The 21,453-nt window shown below is 69.7% G+C and carries 16 protein-coding genes; 11 read left to right on the plus strand and 5 right to left on the minus strand.

Annotation, left to right across the window (positions count from 1 at the left end; all coding sequences use genetic code 11):
• The first annotated feature begins 165 nt into the window (after positions 1-165).
• The 8 genes from GAS53_RS01265 to GAS53_RS01300 all read left to right on the plus strand — a co-directional run bounded on the left by GAS53_RS01265 (position 166) and on the right by GAS53_RS01300 (position 10,338).
• Complete coding sequence (locus GAS53_RS01265) at positions 166-1,443, plus strand: ROK family transcriptional regulator (protein WP_151475474.1); 1,278 nt, start codon at positions 166-168, stop codon at positions 1,441-1,443.
• A 154-nt stretch (positions 1,444-1,597) separates the two neighbouring features.
• The gene (locus tag GAS53_RS01270) at positions 1,598-2,863 is read left to right on the plus strand and encodes an ABC transporter substrate-binding protein (protein WP_151475475.1); all 1,266 of its coding nucleotides are present in this window, start codon (positions 1,598-1,600) and stop codon (positions 2,861-2,863) included.
• Positions 2,864-2,884: 21 nt separating this feature from the next.
• Complete coding sequence (locus GAS53_RS01275) at positions 2,885-3,847, plus strand: carbohydrate ABC transporter permease (protein WP_151475476.1); 963 nt, start codon at positions 2,885-2,887, stop codon at positions 3,845-3,847.
• An 8-nt stretch (positions 3,848-3,855) separates the two neighbouring features.
• Positions 3,856-4,740 carry a carbohydrate ABC transporter permease gene (locus GAS53_RS01280; RefSeq protein WP_151475543.1) on the plus strand — a complete coding sequence of 295 codons (885 nt, stop codon included), beginning with the start codon at positions 3,856-3,858 and terminating at the stop codon, positions 4,738-4,740.
• Positions 4,741-4,752: 12 nt separating this feature from the next.
• Positions 4,753-7,647 (plus strand): glycoside hydrolase family 2 TIM barrel-domain containing protein, encoded by a 2,895-nt coding sequence (locus GAS53_RS01285; RefSeq protein ID WP_151475477.1) that lies wholly within the window; start codon positions 4,753-4,755, stop codon positions 7,645-7,647.
• Positions 7,648-7,731: 84 nt separating this feature from the next.
• Positions 7,732-8,727, plus strand: a complete 996-nt coding sequence (locus GAS53_RS01290; RefSeq protein WP_151475478.1) for an ABC transporter ATP-binding protein — start codon at positions 7,732-7,734, stop codon at positions 8,725-8,727.
• A gap of 74 nt (positions 8,728-8,801) precedes the next feature.
• Positions 8,802-9,536: an ABC-2 family transporter protein gene (locus GAS53_RS01295; RefSeq protein ID WP_225858658.1), complete on the plus strand. Its 735-nt coding sequence runs from the start codon at positions 8,802-8,804 to the stop codon at positions 9,534-9,536.
• Position 9,537: 1 nt separating this feature from the next.
• On the plus strand, positions 9,538-10,338 hold the full coding sequence (locus GAS53_RS01300) for an ABC transporter permease (protein ID WP_151475479.1): 801 nt from the start codon (positions 9,538-9,540) through the stop codon (positions 10,336-10,338).
• Positions 10,339-10,444: 106 nt separating this feature from the next.
• Here the strand turns inward: GAS53_RS01300 and GAS53_RS01305 are convergent, their stop codons facing one another.
• Positions 10,445-12,649, minus strand: coding sequence for an MMPL family transporter (locus GAS53_RS01305; RefSeq protein ID WP_192582890.1), 2,205 nt, complete (start codon positions 12,647-12,649; stop codon positions 10,445-10,447).
• 412 nt (positions 12,650-13,061) lie between these two features.
• Between GAS53_RS01305 and GAS53_RS01310 the strand changes: the two genes are divergently transcribed.
• The gene (locus GAS53_RS01310) at positions 13,062-14,795 is read left to right on the plus strand and encodes a sensor histidine kinase (RefSeq protein ID WP_192582891.1); all 1,734 of its coding nucleotides are present in this window, start codon (positions 13,062-13,064) and stop codon (positions 14,793-14,795) included.
• Entirely contained in the window at positions 14,786-15,430 is a 645-nt protein-coding gene (locus GAS53_RS01315; RefSeq protein WP_151475482.1) for a response regulator transcription factor, read from the plus strand. Before GAS53_RS01310 ends, GAS53_RS01315 begins: the two co-directional genes overlap by 10 nt.
• 28 nt (positions 15,431-15,458) lie before the next feature.
• On the opposite strand, the gene GAS53_RS01320 is transcribed toward GAS53_RS01315, so the two are convergent.
• The 3 genes from GAS53_RS01320 to GAS53_RS01330 form a co-directional block, all read right to left on the minus strand.
• Positions 15,459-16,394 (minus strand): AraC-like ligand-binding domain-containing protein, encoded by a 936-nt coding sequence (locus GAS53_RS01320; RefSeq protein ID WP_151475483.1) that lies wholly within the window; start codon positions 16,392-16,394, stop codon positions 15,459-15,461.
• A 260-nt stretch (positions 16,395-16,654) separates the two neighbouring features.
• Entirely contained in the window at positions 16,655-17,155 is a 501-nt protein-coding gene (locus GAS53_RS01325; protein WP_151475484.1) for a hypothetical protein, read from the minus strand.
• On the minus strand, positions 17,152-18,870 hold the full coding sequence (locus tag GAS53_RS01330; protein ID WP_151475485.1) for a PHP domain-containing protein: 1,719 nt from the start codon (positions 18,868-18,870) through the stop codon (positions 17,152-17,154). The genes GAS53_RS01325 and GAS53_RS01330 overlap by 4 nt, the downstream gene beginning before the upstream one ends.
• A 237-nt stretch (positions 18,871-19,107) precedes the next feature.
• On the opposite strand from GAS53_RS01330, the gene GAS53_RS01335 reads away from it, so the two are divergent.
• Positions 19,108-20,436: a jacalin-like lectin gene (locus GAS53_RS01335; protein WP_151475486.1), complete on the plus strand. Its 1,329-nt coding sequence runs from the start codon at positions 19,108-19,110 to the stop codon at positions 20,434-20,436.
• A 125-nt stretch (positions 20,437-20,561) separates the two neighbouring features.
• On the opposite strand, the gene GAS53_RS01340 is transcribed toward GAS53_RS01335, so the two are convergent.
• Positions 20,562-21,377, minus strand: coding sequence for an SAM-dependent methyltransferase (locus tag GAS53_RS01340; RefSeq protein WP_151475487.1), 816 nt, complete (start codon positions 21,375-21,377; stop codon positions 20,562-20,564).
• Between the last annotated feature and the right edge of the window lie 76 nt (positions 21,378-21,453).

Here is a 21,453-nt window from a genome sequence, read left to right on the forward strand (position 1 = left end):
GGGTGACGGCAGTCGTGATCCGGCGCGTCCTCCCGACAGGCGCGGGGGACTTTGTACAGCCCCTTTCCTAACCCCTTGTCGAAAGTCCCGGCAGGCCATAGCCTTGCGCCGCGCCGGGGCCGACGGTCCCCGCCATGGCCTGGAGGGACCGAGGGGGCACATCGGGTGAAGCGCACGTCACGCGACATACGCACCGCGAACCGCTATGGGGTGCTGCGCCAGATCATCGCCCACTCGCCCACATCCCGGCAGGAGCTGGCCGCCGCGACCGGGCTGAGCCTGGCCACGGTCGCCACGCTGGTCGGTGAGCTGCTCGACCTCGGGATGCTGACGGAGGTCGGGTTCGAGGACTCCGCGGGTGGCCGCCCGCGGGGCCTCGTGGCCGTCAACGCGTCGGGGGGCGCGTTGATCGGCGTCGACATCGCGGAGACGTACGTACGCGTCGAGCTGTTCGATCTCGCGCTGAACGTGCTGGCCCGCGCCGCCGAGGACATGCGCCCCGGTGAGATCCGCCCGGAGCAGGTCGTCGGGCATGTCGCCACGGCCGTCGGCTCGGTGGTCGCGCAGGCCGGGGTCGAGGGCGCGCGCGTCCTCGGGGTCGGCGTCAGCGTGCCGGGCCAGGTGGACCGGGAGGCCGGCGTCTGTGAGTACGCGCCGAACTGGGACTGGCACGACGTGCCGCTGCTCGACCTGCTCTCCGAGCACATCGCGTATCCGCTGTACCTCGACAATCCGCTGCGCGCCTGCGCGGTCGCCGAGCTGTGGTTCGGGGCGGCGCGCGGGCGCGGGGACGCCGTGGTGGTGAACCTCGGGACCGGGGTCGGCGCCGGGCTCGCCCTGGGCGGCGGGCTGCACCGGGGCGTGAGCAACAGCGCCGGCGAGTGGGGCCACACCACGCTCGTGCTCGACGGGCGGCTGTGCCACTGCGGCAACCACGGGTGCGTGGAGACGTATGTCGGGGCGCCCGGAATCATGCTGAATCTGCGGGAGTTGAGCCCCGGGAGCACCCTGCTGCACCCCGAGGACCAGACGGCGACGATCAACGCGCTCGCGCGCGGAGTCGCCGCGCAGGACCCGGTGGCGACCAAGGTCGTCCGGGACACGGCGCGTTATCTGGGCGCCGCGATCGCCGACCTGGTGAACCTCCTGAACCCCGAGGTGGTCGTGCTCAGCAGCTGGGTCGCGGCCACGCTCGGCGAGCCGCTGCTGGCCGAGGTGCGGGAGGCCGTGGCCCGGCACGCGCTGAGACGGCCGCTGGCTGCCACGGAGATCGTCCTCTCCCCCATTCCCACCGATCCGGTGTGCCTCGGCGCGGCGACCTTCGCGCTGGAGGGAGCCCTCACCTCGGCGAGCCAGAAACCGGCGGGCGGCAGGTCCGCCGCACGTCGCGCCACCACCGCCGCTGCTGCTGCCGCGAGGAGCCGTACAACACCACGTTCATGACGGCCGCGGGCCCGCCGTGTCCGGCATCTCGAACCCTCCACAACACTTCGAACGGGCTTTGTCCAACCCCTTGCCGAAGCCTTAGCCGAAGGTTAACTTCCCCGCACCGCACAGCGATTTGAGCCGCCGCCGTACTCGAGACAAGGACGTCAGAATGTCGGCACTGAGCAACAGCAACTGGGACCGTCGATCCGTACTGCGAGCCGCCGCGGGCCTCGCCGCGCTGGGCCCGCTGGCCGCGTGTGGCGGCAACACCGGCCGTGAGGGCGGGGGTTCCTCGGGCAAGGTCCTCACGCAGTACTTCCACGCGTACGGGGAGGCCGGTACGCAGGAGGCCATCAAGAAGTACGCGAAGGCCTACGACGATGCCCGCGTGACCACCCAGTGGATCACCGGCAACAACTTCGAGAGCAAGCTTTTTTCGTCGCTGCTCACCGACAACGCGCCGGACGTCTTCGAGTTCCACCCTCAGCTGCAGCTGATCAAGAGCGGTCAGGTGGCGCCGCTGGACGACATCCTCGGCCCGGTCAAGGACGACTTCAACCCGGCCGACATCAAGTCGCACACGGTCGACGGCAAGGTCTACGGCGTCCGGATGATCGACGACCCGCAGTTCTTCTTCTACCGCAAGTCGCTGCTGGAGAAGGCGGGCCTGGGGGTGCCCCAGACCCTCGACGAGCTCGCCGAGGCCGCCGCCAAGCTCACCACCGACAAGGTCAAGGGCCTGTTCATCGGCAACAGCATGGTGTCGACGAACTACGCCCTGGTCTGGGCGGCCGGCGCCGACCAGCTCAACGCCAAGAACGAGATCGCGTACCACACCGACGACGTGGCCAACGCGCTGAAGGTGTACCGCAAGATGTTCACCAGCGGACACCTCCTCCTGGACGCGCCTGCCGACTACTGGGACCCCTCCGCGCTGGTCCAGGGCCTCACCGCGATCCAGTGGTGCGGCATGTGGGCCATGCCCGTGATGCAGAAAGCCCTCGGCGACGACCTCGGCATATTCCCCTTCCCCTCGGCTGCCTCCGGTGCCAAGCCCGCGGTCTACAACGGCGGTTGGTCCATGTTCGTCAACGCCAAGGGCAAGAACGTCGACCTGGCCAAGGAGTACGTGAAGTGGCTCTGGATCGACCAGAAGGAGTACCAGGAGGACTGGGCGCTCAGCTACGGCTTCCACATCCCGCCGCGCAAGTCGATCGCCGAGTCCGCCGACAAGCTGAAGTCGGGTCTGCCCGCTGAGGGCGTCAAGCTCTTCACGGACTACGGGCGCTTCGACAACATCTCCTGGACCCAGGCGATGATCACCGCGCTCGAGGAAGTGATCGCCAACGCCGTCCGCAAGGGCACGGACCCGGAGAAGGCCCTCGACGCCGCGGACAAGAAGGTCAACCTCGAACTCAAGAAGCTCTTCGGATAGGGCCGACGGACAGGTATCGAGATGTCGACCACCAAGACGCGCGACGTCGCGCGCCCCGCCCCGGCCAAGGTCTCCAAGACCAAGCCGCGGCGGGGCGTGGGGGGCAGCACGTTCAACTTCTGGCTCTTCACCGGCCCGTTCCTCATCGGCCTGGTGATCTTCGTCTACATCCCCATCGGATGGAGCGCCTGGCTCAGCTTCTTCGAGGCGCGCTACACGGTCACGCCCGACAAGTTCGTCGGCTTCGACAACTACAAGCTGATGCTGACGAACGGCGACTTCACCAAGTCGCTCGTCACCTTCACCGTCTTCGCCGCGATCGTCGTGCCGATCACCTGGGCACTGTCGCTCGGCCTGGCGCTGATGGTGCACCGGCTGCGGTTCATGAAGGCGTTCTTCCGGTCGGTCTTCTTCCTGCCGACGGCGGTCAGTTTCGTCGCCGCCTCGCTGATCTGGAAGATGTCCATCTTCAGCGGTGTCCGCTTCGGTCTGATGAACACCATCCTCGGCGTGCTCGGGATCGAGAACGTCGCCTGGCTGGCCGACCCCAACCCGCCCTGGTACTGGTTGGTCATCGTCACCGTACGTCTGTGGCTCCAGGCCGGCTTCTTCATGATCCTTTTCCTGGCGGCTCTGCAGAACATTCCGCCGGAGCTCTACGAGGCCGCCGCGATCGACGGCGCCAAGCCGGGCTGGCAGACCTTCCGGTACATCACGCTGCCCCAGCTGCGGGCCACGTCGACGGCCGTGATCCTGCTGCTACTGGTGGCCGCGTACCAGGCGTTCGACGAGTTCTTCAACCTCCTCTCCAAGACGACCTGGGGCCGCCCGCCCCTCGTCGAGCTGTACTACACCGCCCTGGGCGACGACCAGGACTACGGCGCCGGCAGCGCGGGCGCGGTCATCCTGACCCTGCTGATCTGCATGGTGACGATGCTCCAGGGCAGGTTCATGGGCTTCGGAAGGGGGGAGGAGAACAAGTGACGACCCTCATGGAAACCCGCAAGACCGACGTCGAACCTCCGAAGAAGCGCGAGCGCAGGCGCGACCGACGTGGTGTCCTCGGCTCCGCCGGCCTCTACACCGCCACCGGCATCTGTGCCCTGCTCTTCCTGGTCCCCTTCTACCTGATCGTCCGCAACGCCCTGTCCACGGACGCCGAGATCACCGGCGAGGACTGGCAGTTCTTCCCCACGGACATCCAGTGGGGCAACATCACGGAGCTGTTCGACGACCCGACGGTCCCGTTCGCCCAGTCCCTGTGGAACTCGACGGTCGTCGGTGTCTTGCACACCGTCGGTACGCTGCTGGTCTGCTCGCTCGCGGGATACGGCCTCGCCCGGATCCCGTACAAGCACGCGAACAAGATCTTCTACGCGGTCCTGGTGACCCTGATGGTCCCGGCCGCCGTGACCTTCGTACCGAGCTTCGTGCTGGTCTCGTCACTCGGCTGGGTGTCGAGTATGCAAGGTCTCATCGTTCCGGGGCTCTTCAGTGGTTTCACCTGCTTCCTGTTCCGGCAGTACTTCCTGGGGTTCCCCAAGGAGTTGGAGGAGGCGGCGCGCGTGGACGGGCTCGGGTACTGGGGTGCGTACTGGCGCATCGTCGTACCCAACTCGCTGAACTTCTTCGCCGCGATCGCCACCATCACCTTCATCAGCGGCTGGAACGCCTTCCTGTGGCCCCTGGTCATCGGTCAGGATCAGGAGGCGTGGACGGTACAGGTCGCGCTCTCCTCGTACATGACCAACCAGACCGTCAACTTCCATCTGATCTTCATGGCCACGGCCATCTCGATCCTGCCCCTGGTGCTCGTGTTCCTGTTCCTCCAGCGCTGGCTGGTGCAGGGGGTCGCGCAGACCGGCATCAAGGGCTGACCTAGGAGACCGATGTCTTTCCGCACCACCAGCACCGGTACTTCCGTCGACTACGTCGAGGATGTCTCGCCCGGGAGCGGCGCGCTGCCGCCCCGGGCGTGGTACGCGTCCTCGGACGCCGCTTCCCTTTCGCTGAACGGCAGTTGGCGTTTCAGGCTGAGGACGGAGGCCGACGCCGAGGACGACTCCTTCGCGACTGAGGGGTTCGACGCCGGGGGCTGGCCCGAGGTGTCGGTGCCCGGCCACTGGGTTCTCCAGGGGTACGGCTCGCCGATCTACACCAACCACCGCTATCCGTTCCCGGTCGATCCGCCGCGGGTGCCGACGGAGAACCCGACCGGTGACCATCTGAGGGTCTTCGACCTGCCGGACGAGTGGCCGGCGGACGGCGGGGCCGTGCTCCGGTTCGACGGCGTGGAGTCCTGTGCCCGGGTGTGGCTGAACGGCACGGACATCGGTGAGTTCAAGGGGTCCCGGCTGGCGCACGAGTTCGCGGTCGGGCACCTGCTGAAGCCGGCCGGGAACGTGCTCGCCGTCCGGGTCCACCAGTGGTCGGCGGGCTCGTACCTGGAGGACCAGGACCAGTGGTGGCTGCCCGGCATCTTCCGGGACGTCACGCTCCTGCACCGCCCGGCGGGGAGCGCGCTCGACTTCTTCGTGCACTCCTCGTACGACCATCTCGAAGGCACCGGGACCCTGCGCGTCGACTCGGACGTCGACGGCAGGGTCACCGTGCCCGAGCTGGACATCGATGTCGCGACCGGCGAGTCCGTGACCGTGCCGGTCCGGCCGTGGACCGCCGAGACGCCCCGTCTGTACGACGGGACGCTGGTCACGGACGGCGAGCGGGTGCCGTTGCGCATCGGTTTCCGTACGGTCGTGCTCGATGACGGCCTGATCAAGGTCAACGGCAAGGCGGTCCTCTTCAAGGGCGTCAACCGGCACGAGTGGCATCCGGAGCGCGGCCGTGCCCTCGACCTGGAGACCATGCGCGAGGACGTGCTGCTGATGAAGCGGCACAACATCAACGCCGTGCGCACCTCCCACTACCCGCCGCACCCGGCCTTCCTGGACCTGTGCGACGAGTACGGGCTGTGGGTCATCGACGAGTGCGACCTGGAGACCCACGGCTTCACCGAGCAGGCGTGGCGCGACAACCCGGTGGACGACGACCGCTGGACCCCGGCGCTCCTCGACCGCGCCTCCCGCATGGTCGAGCGCGACAAGAACCACCCCTCGATCGTCATCTGGTCCCTCGGCAACGAAGCCGGTACCGGGCGCGGGCTCACCGCGATGGCCGAGTGGATCCGCGGCCGGGACGGCTCGCGGCTCATCCACTACGAGGGCGACTGGAACTGCCGTGACACGGACGTGTACTCGCGGATGTACGCGGACCACGCCGAGGTCGAGCGGATCGGGCAGGGCCTGGACGGGGGCCCGCTCAAGCGGCGCCAACTGCCCTTCATCCAGTGCGAGTACGGGCACGCCATGGGCAACGGGCCCGGCGGGCTCGCCGACTACCAGCGGATCTTCGAGGCGTACGACCGGATCCAGGGCGGCTTCATCTGGGAGTGGATCGACCACGGCATCAAGGACGAGCGGTACGGCTTCGCGTACGGCGGCGACTTCGGGGAGGAACTGCACGACGGGAACTTCGTCTGCGACGGGCTGATCTTCCCGGACCGCACGCCCTCGCCCGGGCTCCTCGACTACAAGAAGGTGATCGAGCCGGTCCGTATCGAGGGCGACGGCGCGGACGGGACGGTCCGGATCACCAACGGCTACGACTTCGCGGACCTGTCGGCGCTGGCCTTCGAGTGGTCGTACGAGGTCGACGGCGAGACGGTCGAGGCGGGAGCCCTGAACGTGCCCGCGCTCGCGCCGGGCGAGTCGGCGGAGGTGAAGCTGCCGGAGCCGCCGGCGGACACGCGTGAGGCGGAGAGCCGGTGGACGGTTCGGGCCGCACTCGCCGCTGACACGGTGTGGGGGCCGAAGGGGCATCTGGTGGCGTGGGCCCAACTGCCCTTCTCAGAACGCCCGTTGGTGACCGTCGCCGCCAGTGAGCGCCCTGTCCTCGACGATCAGGAGTGCATCACGCTCGGGCCCGCCGTCTTCGGCGCCCGGACCGGCGAGCTGGCGACGATCAACGGGATCGACGTCATCGATCTGAAACTCGACGTGTGGCGGGCGCCCACCGACAACGACGAGGGCGCGGAGTGGCAGCCGGACATCCGCTACGGTGCGCTGTGGCGCAAGCTCGGTCTGCACCGGATGCAACACCGGCTGGACGCCGTCGAGTTGAGCGATGACGCCCTCACGGTACGCACCCGGGTGGCACCGGCCGCCGCGGAGGTGGGCCTGCGTACGGTGTACCGGTGGACGTCCGACGGGACACGGCTGAGGCTGACCGTGTCCGTGACACCCGAGGGTGACTGGAACGTGCCGCTGCCACGGCTCGGCATCCGCCTGGGGCTGTTCGCCGGCAACCGGGTGAAGTGGCACGGCGGCGGGCCCGGCGAGGCGTATCCGGACACCGATTCGGCCTCGATGCTGGGGCGTTGGGAGTCCACGGTGGACGACTTGCAGACCCCGTACGTCCGTCCGCAGGAGAACGGCGCCCGTGCCGACGTCCGCTGGGCGGAGGTCAGCTGGGGGGAGGACTTCTCCGCGCTGCGTGTCGAGGGCGAGCCGGAGTTCTGGTTCACCGCCCGCCGCTGGACGAGCGAGGATCTGGATGCGGCCGGGCATCTGACCGATCTGACGCCCGGCGACACCGTGTGGGTCAACCTCGACCACGGCCAGCACGGCATCGGCTCGCAGTCGTGCGGCCCGGGCACTCTGCCGCAGTACCAGCTGCGGGTTCAGCCCGCTGAATTCTCCTTTGTCTTCTCGGCGGTCGATGCCTGAGAATGTTACCGGTCACACGGCCGTTCGGCTCCCCAGCCGGACGGCCGTGTTCGTGTGTTCCCGGCTCCCCCGGAGGTACCCCGCGTGAGTGGCTCCATCGAGGTCCGCGGTCTGTCCCGGACCTTCCACACCACCGTCCGCCGCCCCGGATTCGGGGGCGCGCTCAGATCCCTCGTCAACCCGGAGCGGGTCGCCAAGGACGCCGTCTCCGACATCACCTTCGACGTCTCCCCCGGTGAACTCCTCGCCCTTCTCGGGCCGAACGGCGCGGGCAAGTCCACCACCATCAAGATGCTCACCGGCATCCTCACCCCCACGTCCGGCGAGGCGCGGGTCGCGGGCGTCGTCCCGTACGAGGAGCGCGAGCGCAACGCGCGCAACATCGGGGCCGTGTTCGGGCAGCGCACCCAGCTGTGGTGGGACCTGCCGGTGCGGGAGTCCTTCTCGATCCTGCGCGACATCTACGACGTGCCCGAGGCCGAACACCGGGTGAGGCTGCGGGAGTTCGACGAGCTGTTGGACCTCTCCTCCTTCTGGGACACCCGCGTACGGCACCTCTCGCTCGGCCAGCGCGTCCGCTCCGACCTGGCCGCCGCCCTGCTGCACGATCCGCCGGTGGTGTTCCTCGACGAGCCCACCATCGGCATGGACGTGGTGGTCAAGGAGCAGGTGCGCGAGTTCCTGCGGTACCAGGTGGAGGAGCGCGGGCGGACGGTACTGCTCACTACGCACGACATGACGGAGGTCGAGCGGCTCGCCGAGCGGGTCGTCCTGATCAACCACGGGCGGCTCGTCCTGGACGGCACGCTGGACGAGATCCGGCGGAAGTTCGGCTCGACCTGGCAGGTGCGGGTGACGCTTTCCGACCCGCACGCGCCCGTCGAGCCACTGCCGGGGATCGCGCTGGTGCGGCGCGAGGGCCCGCAGGCGGTGTTCGGTCCGGACGGTCCCACGGCGCCGACGATGCACCAGGCGCTGAAGCAGGTCATCGAACGGTACGAGGTGACCGACATCGCCCTGGACGAGGCCGACTTGGAGGACGTGATGCGGGCCGCGTACGTCCAGGCGGGGGGCGAGTGACCGTGACAGCCGTCCTGCGCGGCTGGCGGGCCGCCCGTGTCACCCCGCTCGGCGAGCTGCACACCCCGCCCCGGATGACCGCCGCGCTGCTCCGGCTCACCGTGCAGGTGGTGCTCGTGGCGTCGCTGTGGCAGGGCCTGTACGCGGCCACGGGCACGACCGCCGGCCTCTCCGAGGACCAGGCCGTCACGTACGCCGTGCTGGCCGTACTGGCCATCCGAATACGGGAGTTGGACCAGTACGCGGGCCGTGACACCGTGCTTCAGCACATGCACTTCGGCACGATCGTCTACTGGTACCTGCGCCCGCTCCCACCCCAGCGCTACTACGCGTTCCGGGCGCTCGGCGAGCAGCTGTACGGGCTGGTGTGGGTGATCGCCGGATACGCGATCTGTCTGGCGGCCGGGGTTGTGGACCCGCCCAAGTCGGCTGCCGTGGCAGGGGTGTTCGCGGTCAGCGCGTTCCTCGGCCAGTGGGTTCTCTACTACGTGATGCTCGCCATCGATCAGCTGTGCTTCTGGACGCTCCGCAACGGCGCGGCGATGCTGATCCTGATCTTCGCGCAGAACCTGCTGTCCGGGGTGTACGCGCCGCTGTGGTTCTTCCCCGACTGGTTCATCACGCTCAGCGGCTTCCTGCCGTTCCAGGCGACGCTCAGTGTGCCGCTCTCGCTGTACGTGGGCCGGATCGAACTGTCCGACGCGGGCCCGCAGTTGGCCGTGCAGGCCGCCTGGGTGGTGGCTCTCGCCCTGCTCACCCGGTTGCTGTGGCGGCGGGCCGCCCGGCGCGTGATCTCGCAGGGAGGCTGACATGTCGGCCAGGACTCTTCGCGTCGTCTGGCGCATCACGAAGCTCAACTTCCGTGCACAGCTGGAGTATCGCTCCGAGTTCCTGATGATGATCGCGATCGGCGCGGTCTGGCAGGTCTCGGTGATCGTGTTCGCGACCGTGCTGCTCACCCGGTTCACCGGGATGGGCGGCTGGGACAGCTCGGACGTCCTTCTGATCCCGGCGACGCGGATGCTGGCGCACGGCCTGTTCGTGCTGTTCCTCGGGCGGGTGCACGGGATAGGACGGCAAATCCAGGAGGGGATGATCGACACATATCTGGTGCGCCCGATGCCTGTCTACCGCCAGGTCCAGCTCTCCTTCTTCCCCACGAACGCGATCGGTGACCTGACAGTGGCGGCAGGCCTGATGGCGGGTGCGCTCGCCCGCAGCGACCTCGACTGGACGCCGACCAGGATCACGTACCTCATCGTCTGTGTCCTCGGCGGAATGCTCCTGGAGGCGGCCCTGTTCACGGTGGTCGCCTGCGCCTCGCTGCGCTTCCCGGCCGCCGACTACTGGGGCCGCTGGCTGGAGGAGCTGCTCGGCACGTTCGGCAGCTATCCGCTGAACGTGCTGCCGAAGGCGGTGGGCGGCTTCCTCACGTTCGGGCTGCCGCTGGCCTTCGTCGCGTACTTCCCGGCCGCGGTGCTGACCGGGCACGACTCCGGTGTCCCGTACTGGCTGGCCGCTGTGTCGCCGCTGCTCGGGGCCGCGGCCTACCTGGGCTCGCGGCTGCTGTGGCGTTGGAGCCTGCGGCACTACACCGGGGTGAACGGATGACGGCGACCTGGCGTTGTCGGCGGGGCGCGTGACGGAGCGGGGCCCGGACCAGTGACTGGTCCGGGCCCCGAGGTCGGGCGGGGTTCGATGCCCTGCGGGCAGGCGGCTACCTTGCGGCGGGCGCCGTCGCCGCGAGATCCGCCGGCGGTGCGGGGGCGACCAGGAGGTCGTCCGCGTCGTCGCCTTCGATGTGGATGTCCGGCAGGATCCGGTGCAGCCATCCCGGCAGCCACCACGCGTGCTTCCCGAGCAGACTCATCGCGGCGGGAACGAGGACCATCCGTACCAGCGTCACGTCGAGGATGACGGCCACGGAGAGGCCGACACCGAACAACTTGGTCGTGGCGTCGTCCATCAGGATGAACGCGCCGAACACCCCGATCATGATCAGCGCGGCGCTTGTGATCACCCGGGCCGTGGAGCCGACGCCCTCGACAACCGCCGCTTTGGCGTCACCATGGCGCTGGAACTGCTCACGTACCCGGCTGAGCAGGAACACCTCGTAGTCCATGGACAGTCCGAAGAGAACCGCGAACATGAGCATGGGCGCCAGCGACATGATCGGAACGCTGCCGTCGAGGCCGATGAGGCCGGACCCCCAGCCCCACTGGAAGATCGCGACGAGCACTCCGTACGAGGCACCGATGCTGAGGACGTTGAGGATCGCGGCCTTCAGCGGCACCAGGACCGACCGGAACACGATCATCAGGATGATGAAGGACACTCCGATCACGGCGCCGAGGAACCACAGCATGCGCTGCTGGAGCTGCGTCGCGAGGTCCGCACTCAGGGCGGTCGCGCCGGTGACCATCGGCTTCGCGTCGGTTCCGCGCAACGCGTCGGGCAGCAGGTCCTGGCGCAGGCGGTCGACGAGCTCGCCGGTTTTCGCGTTCTGCGGCGAGGTGGTCGGAGTGACGGCGAATGCCGCCAGATCGCCCTTGGGACTGAGCGCCACGGCGCCCACGGAGGCGATCCCGGGATCGTCCTTGAGAGCCGTGCCCACGCCGTCGACCTCGGACGGGTCGGTCCCGTTCATCTCGATCACCACTTGCAGCGGACCGTTGACGCCCGGTCCGAAGCCCTCGGCGATGAGGTCGTACGACTTGCGTGTGGTGCTGGTCGGAGCATCGTTGCCCGCGTCGGGGAAACCGAGATGCATGGAGAAGACCGGCACGGTGAGCACGCCGAGCAGAACGAGGGCGGCAGCGCCGTAGCGGACGGGCTGTGCGACCACTTTGGCGGACCAGCGACTGGACTTGGACTTCGGGTTGTATGCCGGCTTCGGCTTGACGAAGGGAATCCGCAGGCTGTTGACCCGTCGGCCGGCGAGCCCGAGCATCGCGGGCAGCAGGGTGAGTGCGGCGAGCAGGGTCACCGTGACCATGATCGCCGAGGCCCAGCCGATCACGGTGAGCATCCGAAGGCCCGACAGCTGCAGGCCGGTGATCGCCACGATGACGGTGACGCCGGCGAACAGTACCGAGAGGCCTGCCGTGGAGTTGGCGCGGCCCACCGCCTCGGGCACGGCCATGCCGTTGGCCAGGTTCTGGCGGTGCCGGGTCAGGACGAACAGCGCGTAGTCGATGCCGATTCCGAGGCCGAGCATCATGGCGACGATCGTGGCGATCTCGGGGACGGCCATGAGTCCGGAGATGACGCCGATGGTGCTGAAGCCGATGAGGATGGCCACCAGCGCGACCACGATCGGCAGGCTCATCGCGACGAGGGAACCGAACGCCACCGCCAGGATCACGACGGCGAACGCGACACCGAGCACCTCGCTGGGGACCCCGTCCGCCTCCTCACCCTTGGCGGAGCCGAGACCACCGTCGTACTCGACCTGCACTCCGGCGGCGCGGATGGGCTCAGTGGCTCGTTCCGCGGCGTCGAACTGGGCCGCGGTGACCTTCTCTTCGGTGTCGAAGGCCAGGGTCGTGAAGCCGGTGCGACCGTCGGGACTCAGCGTGGGGCCCCGTGCGTCGTACGGGTCGGACACCGCGACGACGTGCGGTACCGCGGCGAGTTCGGTACGTGCCTCGGTCACCGCGGCCTTGACCTCCGACCGGGTCAGCCCTTCGTCGGAGTGGAAGATGATGTTGGCGGTGGAGATGCTCTCCTGCGGGAACTTGTCCTCGAGCGCCTCGGCCGCCTTCTGCGACTCGATGCCGGGCACCTTGAAGGTTTCGTCGGCGCTGCCGCCGAAGGACTGGTTGAGCAGAAAGGCGGCGGCCGCGATCACGACCCACGTCATGATGACGCGCCATGGGTGCCGGCCGGAGAAGTGGCCGATCCGGTAGAGCAGTCGGGACATGAGCTTCCTCCTTGGGGCGCGGAGTCGCGGCGGACCGGGATTCTCGGGCTCGGGTGCGTCGAGGGCGCCCCGACGGGGCTCGTCCGGTTCCTCTTGGATGACCCGGGTCTTCATCACGGCTCCTTGGGGGCGGTTCGGGATTGCTCCTCACGCTGACAGTCCGCGGTACGGCGGGTAAGGCGGGCCACTGGCCGGTGTGGGGGGCGGGTTTCTGGTGTGCCGCGGGGGTGCGGACACCCCCGCTGCCGGAAGGCCGGTGGTGGGAAGGGGGTTCGGTGTCCGCGCTGGCGCGGGTGCCGTGCCGGGAGTAGCGTGCGAGCGACGCCTCCCTTCATCTCCGGCCGTACGCAGGCCCGTTGTGGACGGTCGCGCCCCGGTCACGCCGACGGCAATGATCGGGAAGGGGGAAGCGATGCCAACGCTCTCGGCACGTCCCGCTGTTCGCGTGCGGAGGTCGGTGCTGCTTGGCGGCCTGGCTGGTCTGGTCCTGGCTGCGGCCGCCGGTGGCTGCCTGACTCTCGCCGCGGCGGGCGGCATCCCGGCGATACACGCCGCGCTGATCGTCTGGATGGCGACGTCCTACTCCGCGGCCGGCCTCATCGCGTGGCGGCGCCGGCCCGCCAACCGCTTCGGCCCGCTGATGCTCCTCACGGGAGTGGCCACCTTTGCCACGGCCCTGTGGTGGGCCGACGTCGTCGCCTTACGGACCGTCGGGCAGCTGTGCGACCTGCTGCCGACGGTACTGATCCTGCACCTGTTCCTGGCCTTTCCGACCGGCCGGCTGACGAGCCGACTGGAGAGGCTGCTCGTCGGCCTGGGCTACGTGGCCGCGGTCGGTGTGCAGCCGGTGGCGATAATGCTGGGCAGCTTGGGCCCGGACCATCCCCTGCTGCTGATCGACGCGCCGGAGGTGGGCTTGGCGTTGTTCGACGGTGAGCTCATCGTGATCAGCGTGGTCTCGCTCGCCGGTGTCGCACAGCTCGTGGCCCGCCGTCGAGCCGCCGGGCGGCCGCTGCGCAGGTCCCTCGGGCTGCTGATCGACTCCTTCGGGCTCGGGCTGGCGATGATCGCCGTCATGCTGGTGGTGGGCGTGTTCGGCGGACCCTCGTTCCCGGTGGTCCAGCGGGTGAGCATCACGGTGATCGGGTTCGCCCCGATCGCCTTCCTCGCCGGTCTGCTCGGCGCCCGGCTGGCCCGCACCGCCGTCGGCGACCTCGTGGTGGAGCTGCGGGCCGAACCGGACGACCTGCGGGCCCCGCTGGCCCGGGCGCTCGGGGATCCGTCGCTCGCGGTGCTGTACTGGCTGCCGCAGTTTGCCAGCTGGACCGACCAGGACGGCAAGCCGCGCGAACTGCCCACCGATCCGGCCCGGGCGACGACCCTCATCGAGCGCGACGGCGCTCCGGTGGCGGCCCTCATCCACGACGCGGCGCTGAACGACGAACGCGAACTCCTCGACGCGGTCAGCGCCGCCGCGGCCATCGCGCTGGAGACCGGTCGGCTGCAGGCCGAACTACGGGCCCACGTCGACGAGTTGCGCGGTTCCCGAGCTCGGGTCATCGCGGCGGGCCAGCAGGAGCGCCAGCGGCTGGAGCGCAATCTCCACGACGGCGCTCAGCAGCGGCTCATCGCGCTCTCTCTCGACCTGGCCATGCTGGAAGCGAGTCTCGACGGCGATCCGGCCGCCCGAACCCGCCTGTCCCAGGCCCGAGACGAGATCGCCACCTCCCTGGCGGAGCTCCGCGATGTGGCGCGCGGGCTGCACCCGGCCGTCCTCAGCGCGCACGGCCTCGATGTCGCCCTCGAATCGCTGGCAGCGCGGGCTTCCGTGCCGGTCCGGCTGACGGTACGGCTCGACGGCAGACTCGCCGAAGCGGTCGAGGTCGCGGCGTACTACGTGGTCTCCGAGAGTCTGGCCAACATCGGAAAGCACGCCCGGGCGACGGCGGCGACGGTGAGTGTCGCCCAGGCCGACGGCCAGATCGTGGTCGAGGTCCGCGACAACGGCCGCGGCGGCGCCGACACCGAGGGCGGCAGCGGACTGCGTGGACTGGCCGACCGGGTCGAGGCGCTCGACGGCCGGCTGCGGGTCTGGACGTCGAGCGGCAGCGGCACCCGGGTGAAGGCGGAACTGCCATGCAGGTAGCCATCGCCGAGGACAGCGTCCTGCTCCGGGAAGGCCTCGCCCGGCTGCTCGGCGACGCCGGATTCGACGTGCTGGGCCGCTGCGGGGACGCCGAGGAACTGCGCACCCTGCTGCGCGGCAGGCTGCCGGACGTGGTCATCGTCGACATCCGGCTGCCGCCCACCCACAGTGACGAGGGCCTGCGGGCGGCGGTGGAGATCCGCGCGGCCCATCCCGAGGTCGGGGTGCTGGTGCTGTCCCAGTACGTCGAACTCGGACTGGCGATGAAGCTGCTTGCCGAATCGGCGGAGGGCGTCGGGTATCTGCTCAAGGACCGGATCAGTGACGTGCCCGACTTCCTGGCCGCCGTACGCAGGGTCGCCGCCGGCGGCTCGGCGGTCGACCCGATCATCGTGTCCACGCTGCTGTCGCGGCGGCGCAGCGACGACCCGCTGGAACGGCTCACGCCGAGGGAGCGCGAGGTGCTCGAACTGATGGCCGCAGGCAACTCCAACCAGGGCATCGCCGACCGGCTGGTGATCACGCTGCGCGCGGTGGAGAAGTACGTCTCCAGCATCTTCGGCAAGCTCGGCCTCCCCGCCACGGGCAGCGAGTCCCGGCGTGTGCTGGCCGTGCTCATGTTCCTCCGGACCTGACTGAAGGGTCCGGCTGTGGATCGTCGAGTCACCGGTCGAGTCTCAGGTCACGGGCCGTCCGGCCGTACCGCGCCTTGAGGGCGCGGGCCAGGTGGCGTGGGTCGTGGATGCCCCAGCGGGCGGCTACGGCAGCGGTCGTACGGCCGTCGTGGCGGGGGTCGAGGAGGTCGCGGCGGACGCGTTCGAGGCGTTCGCCGCGCAGCCAGGTCGCGAAGGGGATCCCGGTGCGGCGGAAGAGGCGGTGGAGCTGGCGGGCCGAGATGCCGTGGGCCGCCGCGACCGACTCGACGCACAGGTTCGGGTCGGAGATCTTCGCCAGCGCGTAGACGCGGATACGGTCGGCCAGTTCGGTGGCCGTGTCCATCCGGCCCGGCTCGGTCTCCGTGAAGGCCGCGATGAGGAGGGACACGAGCGCGTCGCCCACGTGGGCCTCCGCCGGTCCCGCCAGCTCGTCGAGGTGGCGGCCGAGTCCCTGCAGGAACGCGGCGAGGACCGCCTGCGCCCCGGTGTCGGCCGGCAGCCGCCTGGCCGCCCGGCGGGCGACGGTGTCGGCGTGCCGGCCCAGTTCGGTACGCGAGATCCCGACGGCCATCACGTCACAGCCGTCGGGCACGGCTAATCGGTACGGGCGCGTCATGTCGAAGACCACGAAGTCACCACTGCGCGCCCGGGACTGGGTGCCGCCCTGGTCCGCCGCGGCGGGCTCCGACGACCGGTGCAGGGTCAGCTTCAGCAGCTCGGGGTCCGTGGACGTGATCGCCCGGGGCGACCGCTGGACCAGATGTGCCGCGCCCCGGAAACGCGCCACCGCCGCACGCCCGACCGCCGCCGCGTCGATGTCGGCCCGGAAGGCGTCCGCGTCCTCGCCCGGTGCCGTCACCGCGAGCGGCGCGAGGATCGTGGAGGCGGCCGTCTGCAACTCGCCGATGGTGGCCTGGTGTACGTGTAAGGCGCCACCGTCCATGGAACCGCTCCCTGCCTGCCCGGGCCCTTATCGGTATATCGATTGACGGACGCGGGAGTTACCCGGTTCCCGGGCGCGATTCGGAGACGGTCCGGGCGGGATGTGGAGACTCGGAGCCCTGCCTCTTCCGTACCTTCTTCATGGGGGAGCAATGTCGGCTGGAACCTTCACCACAGTTCCAGCCGGCTGCTCCATCAGCACTCCGGCACCCGGACCTCCGCCCACACCGCCTTGTGAACTCACCTGACGCGTCGCGTCGGTCAGTGGTCCGCGCAGCACGGCGTAGGGTCAGGGACCTCGAACGGCACCAGCACTCCGCCCGCAGCCGGCATGAGGGTCAGCACGAGTTCGCCGTCCTGCCACTGCGGGCGGACGTGATCCCTCGTCACGACCCTCTGGTCCCCCGGGGGTTGGTCGGGCGAACCCAGTACCGTGACGCGGTCGATCGCGGAGCTCGACAGGAGTTCCGCGACCGTCACCGTGCCGGTCAGGGAAGCCGCACCCGGGTAGACGACGGCCCGGCCCACCTCATCGGGCGCGCCGGTCGTCACCTCGTACCCCTTGGCCGTGAGCCGTCGCGTGGTCTCCTCGGAGGCCGTCGCGAAGGAGAACACAACCCTCGGCCGCTCCCCGCGCACCAGGTGCGTACAGCCGAACTCACCCTCAGGGAGGGCGAGTTCGGCTGCCAGTTCCAGCAGCAGGTGGTCGGCCGCGCGCAGGTCGCGTACGCCCGCGTCGACCGTGATGACGTACTGGCTCACGCGGGCAGGACCCACACGGGGTTCGAGTAGAACCACAGGTCGGTCCACGGGTCGGCGTCGCCGACGACGTCGATGGCCGGGCCGTTGGGGTCGACGGCCGCACCCATCAGGCCCGTTGCCGAGCGGTTGCCGTCCGTGCCGCGCAGGCGGACGTACAGCGGGCGGTCGACGCGGCCGAGGGCGTACGTGATCCGGACCGTGCCGGTCGACTTGTTCACCTCGTACGACTTGACCACCTTCGCCGTCGGCGCGGTGAACGTGTCCTTGTCGGAGACCTTGCCGGTGACGTCGCCCTGGATGACGTCCACGCGGGCCAGCTTCGGTACGAAACCGGCCCAGTTGGCACCGCTGGCCAAGGACACGTCCACCGTCAGCGTGACGTTCGTGCCCTTCCTCACGTGGAGCGCGCCGCCCAGCGTGGCCCAGCGGCTGCCGCCCGAGACCCGCGCGTCGAGGCCGCTGATGAGCTGGCCGTGGTCGACCCAGATGCGTCCGGCGCGTATGCCGTCCATGACCGCGGCGTACGAGAAGCCGTCGGAGCCGACGTGGGTGCGGCTGTACTGGCCGGGCCAGTAGTCGCCCTGGGTGAGGTCGATCTTGCCGCTGTAGACGGGGTCGGTGTGCTTGCCGTTGGCCGTGTAGTCGCTGTCCGGGCCGCCGCGCTTGGCGGTGTCCGTGTACACCTGGTGGGAGTCGGAGTTGGCGGTGATCCACCAGGCCTTGCCCTCGGCGAGGAGGCTGTCCCAGAGGCCGCCGACAGTGGAGGTCATCCAGTCGAAGCCACCCCAGGTGCGGTAGCTCTCCGGCGGGTAGCCGGCGAAGGAGTTGGCGCTCGGGTTGTTGTCGTAGATGCCACGGGCCCGGCCCATGCCGAGCGGCGCGGCGATACCGGCCGCCTGGTGGCCCGGCGCGCCCTCGAAGCCGACGGCGATCTGGTGGCTCGCGGGGGTCGCGTCGCGCCAGGCGCGGATCTCGTGCGGCGAGTCGACACCGCGCCGCGCCGGGTGGTTGGCGAGCATCAGTGCGTCCTTGACCTTGCGACGGCGGACCTGCTCGCCGAGGAAGGCCAGGCCCGCGATGGCGAGGGCCTCGTTCGCGGGCGTCGAGTCGGAGGCGCCCTTCACACTGCCGTCGTAGTCGGTCTCGAACTGCTTGAGGACGGAGACCTCGTTCTTGCCCGGGTGCACGAAGACGGTGCCGTGCTCGGCGGCCGGGATGTTCCACTCCAGGCCCTGGAAGACGAGGGTGTCCTCGTACGCGGCCCGGGCCTCCTTGATGTCCGGGTTGACCTTCTCGACGCCGATCTTCGCGTGGGTCACGTTGCCGTGGTCGGTGATGACCATCCAGTCCATGCCGTGCTTGGCACCCTGGCGGACCTGGTCGACGACGCGGTACTTGCCGTCGTTGCTGTACTGCGTGTGGATGTGGTGGTCACCGGCCAGCCAGAGGAAACCCTTGCCCTTCCGGCCCCGGGCGGGCGTCTGTGCGGCGGCCGTGCCGGTCGCCGGGCCGCCGAGCACGCCCGCCGCCGCGAGGCCCGCGCCGAGCAGCCCGGCGCGGCGCAGCATCGAGCGGCGCGACCGCTGGTCGGGGGTCAGCGCCTCGTCGGGCACGGAGGTGTCGAAGGCCGCCGGGAGACCCGTACCGCCCTCGTGACCAGCACCGTGGTCGTGATCGTGAGGGTGGTGATGCCCGTGCCCGTGGCTGTGCCCCATGTCGGCCTCCTGTGTCCGGCGCCGCCGGTGCGGTCGCGCGCTATGGAGACTCGATGCGAAACATGAACTTTGAACGACGCCGGGGTGATCACCGGGCGACCCTGGCACGGCAGATCGCCTCGCCACTCACTGTTCCCCCAACTGCCCTTGTCCGTCACACTGGTTGACCTTGAACCTGAGCAGCGTTCAGCTTCCTCCGATCACTTCAGTTTCCTCCGATTACTGGAGACACCCCCCATGAGAAGACTCATCGGCACCCTGATGGCCGGCGCGCTGGCCGTCGCCGGGCTCACCACCGCCGCCGCCACGGCTCCCGCGGCGGCCGCCGCCCCCTCGTCGGGCACGTTCAACGTCCTCACGTACAACGTCGCGGGCCTCCCGGAAGGGCTGAGCTCCGGCAACCCGGCGAAGAACACCCCGCTGATCTCCCCGCGGCTCGGGGCGTACGACATCGTGAACGTGCAGGAGGACTTCAACTACCACGCGGCGCTGTACGCGGGCGACAACCACCCGCACCGCACGGCGACCAGCGGCGGTGTGCCCTTCGGCGACGGCCTCAACACCCTGTCGGACTACGCGTTCGACGACTTCGAGCGGGTGAAGTGGAACGACTGCACCGGCACCAACTGCCTTACGCCGAAGGGCTTTTCGCTGGCCCGGGTCCGGCTGGCCGAGGGTGTCTTCGTCGACCTCTACAACGTGCACACGAACGCGGACTCGACGGACGACGCCCTCGCCGCCCGCCGCAAGAACGTCGACCAGCTCTCCGACTTCATCCAGGCGAACTCCTCGGGCAACGCGGTGATCGTCATGGGCGACACCAACACCCGCTACACGCGCTCCGGTGACAACATCCGCACCCTGGCGAGCGAGAACGGTCTGACCGACGCGTGGGTCCAGCTGGTCCGCGGCGGCAACGCCCCCGCGCAGGGCAGCGACGCGATCGTCTGCCCCGAGACCGCGCCGACCAACGACTGCGAGGTCGTGGACAAGGTCCTCTACCGCGGCAGCGACCTGCTGAACCTCTCCGCCACCCGCTACAACAACGACTGGGCGAAGTTCCTGGACTCGGCCGGCGGCAACCTCTCCGACCACTTCCCGCACGCCGTCGACTTCTCCTGGACGCTGCCCTCGAAGCTCCGGGCGAGCGACGTCTTCGGCGGTCCGCACGGCACGGCGTTCAACGACGCGGACAACCTGCCGGCGACCGTGTCACCGCGCACGCTGACGCTGCGCGGCGCCTCCCGCCTCGACGCGGTGTCGCTCACGCACGACGGCGGTACGTCCCTGACCCACGGCGGCACGGGCGGTACGGCCGCCTCCCTCACCCTCGCCGCCGGCGAACACCTCACCTCGGTGAAGCTCACACGCGCCCAGAAGGACGGCAGGACCCGCGTCTTCTCGGCTGCCTTCACCACCGACAAGTCCCGTACGGTGACGGCCGGTTCGGCCACCTCCGACGCCGTGACGTACACGGCCCCGGCCGGCTGGCAGATCGTCGGCTTCACGGGCCGGGCGGGCAGCGAGATCGACAAGCTGGGTGTGCTTTACGCGCCGATCGGCTGACCCGCCGAGACGGCGGCACCGCGCCCCGTAAGGGGCGCGGGGAACTGCGCGATCAGCCCCCACCGGCCCGCGCTCGCGGCGGAGCCGCATATCGATACAGCATTACCGTTCCTCCAGCGGAGCGCTTACGCCTTGCGTCCGGCCCCGCACCACATGGGCAACCCGTCGGGGCCGGGCGCGTCGTCGGGGGCGGGCCGCCACTCGGGCAGCTGGACGACTCCCGGGTCGAGCAGCGTGGTGCCGTCGAAGAACCGTGTGACGTCGGCGTGCGAGCGCGGGGTGGCGGCCGCGTGCTCGGCGGCCCGTTCGTTGTAGACGCGCATCGACTCGGCGACCTCGTCGGCTCCGATGTCCGAGGCCGGGTGCGAGAGGACGAGGTGGCTGCCGGGGGCGAGCGCGTCGAGGAGGCGGCGGGTGAGGGCGTACGGATCGTCGGCGTCCGGGATGTACTGCAGGATCGCCACGAGCATGAGACCCACGGGCCGCGACAGGTCCAGCGTCTCCCGCGCAGAGGTGAGGATGCGGTCCACGTCGTGCAGGTCCGCCTCCACGTACTCCGTCGCCCCCTCCTCGGTGCTCACCAGCAGCGCCTGGCCGTGGGCCAGCACGATCGGGTCGTTGTCGACGTACACGACCCGGGCGCCGGGGTCGATCCGCTGGGCCACCTCGTGGGTGTTGTCGGCGGTGGGGATTCCGGTCCCGATGTCGAGGAACTGCCGGATCCCCGCCGTCCTGACCAGCTCGCGAACCGCCCGTCCCAGGAAGGCCCGGTTGGCCCTGACCGCGGGGACGATCTCCGGGTTAGCCGCGGCCGCCAGCTCCGCGGCCTCCTGGTCGGCCGGGTAGTTGTCCTTGCCGCCCAGCCAGGCGTTGTAGACCCGCGCCGGATGCGCCACCGCCGAGTTGATCGGCACCATCCCGCCGCCCGGACGCTCGTACATCGCACTCAACTCCCCACTCGCCGGCATCCTCCCGCCACGGGCACAGTAGCCGACGCCGAAACACCAACTACCTTGC

It is taken from the genome of Streptomyces albicerus (assembly GCF_008905045.1).
GTDB classification, from domain to species: Bacteria; Actinomycetota; Actinomycetes; order Streptomycetales; family Streptomycetaceae; genus Streptomyces; species Streptomyces albicerus.

Excerpts from the sequence above, each read along its gene's own strand:
- GAS53_RS01270 (WP_151475475.1), top strand. The coding sequence starts at position 1,598 with ATGTCGGCACTGAGCAACAGCAACTGGGACCGTCGATCCGTACTGCGA.
- GAS53_RS01275 (WP_151475476.1), top strand. The coding sequence starts at position 2,885 with ATGTCGACCACCAAGACGCGCGACGTCGCGCGCCCCGCCCCGGCCAAG.
- GAS53_RS01280 (WP_151475543.1), top strand. The coding sequence starts at position 3,856 with ATGGAAACCCGCAAGACCGACGTCGAACCTCCGAAGAAGCGCGAGCGC.
- GAS53_RS01285 (WP_151475477.1), top strand. The coding sequence starts at position 4,753 with ATGTCTTTCCGCACCACCAGCACCGGTACTTCCGTCGACTACGTCGAG.
- GAS53_RS01295 (WP_225858658.1), top strand. The coding sequence starts at position 8,802 with ATGACCGCCGCGCTGCTCCGGCTCACCGTGCAGGTGGTGCTCGTGGCG.
- GAS53_RS01300 (WP_151475479.1), top strand. The coding sequence starts at position 9,538 with ATGTCGGCCAGGACTCTTCGCGTCGTCTGGCGCATCACGAAGCTCAAC.
- GAS53_RS01305 (WP_192582890.1), bottom strand. The coding sequence starts at position 12,649 with ATGTCCCGACTGCTCTACCGGATCGGCCACTTCTCCGGCCGGCACCCA.
- GAS53_RS01310 (WP_192582891.1), top strand. The coding sequence starts at position 13,062 with ATGCCAACGCTCTCGGCACGTCCCGCTGTTCGCGTGCGGAGGTCGGTG.
- GAS53_RS01315 (WP_151475482.1), top strand. The coding sequence starts at position 14,786 with ATGCAGGTAGCCATCGCCGAGGACAGCGTCCTGCTCCGGGAAGGCCTC.
- GAS53_RS01320 (WP_151475483.1), bottom strand. The coding sequence starts at position 16,394 with ATGGACGGTGGCGCCTTACACGTACACCAGGCCACCATCGGCGAGTTG.
- GAS53_RS01330 (WP_151475485.1), bottom strand. The coding sequence starts at position 18,870 with ATGGGGCACAGCCACGGGCACGGGCATCACCACCCTCACGATCACGAC.
- GAS53_RS01335 (WP_151475486.1), top strand. The coding sequence starts at position 19,108 with ATGAGAAGACTCATCGGCACCCTGATGGCCGGCGCGCTGGCCGTCGCC.
- GAS53_RS01340 (WP_151475487.1), bottom strand. The coding sequence starts at position 21,377 with ATGTACGAGCGTCCGGGCGGCGGGATGGTGCCGATCAACTCGGCGGTG.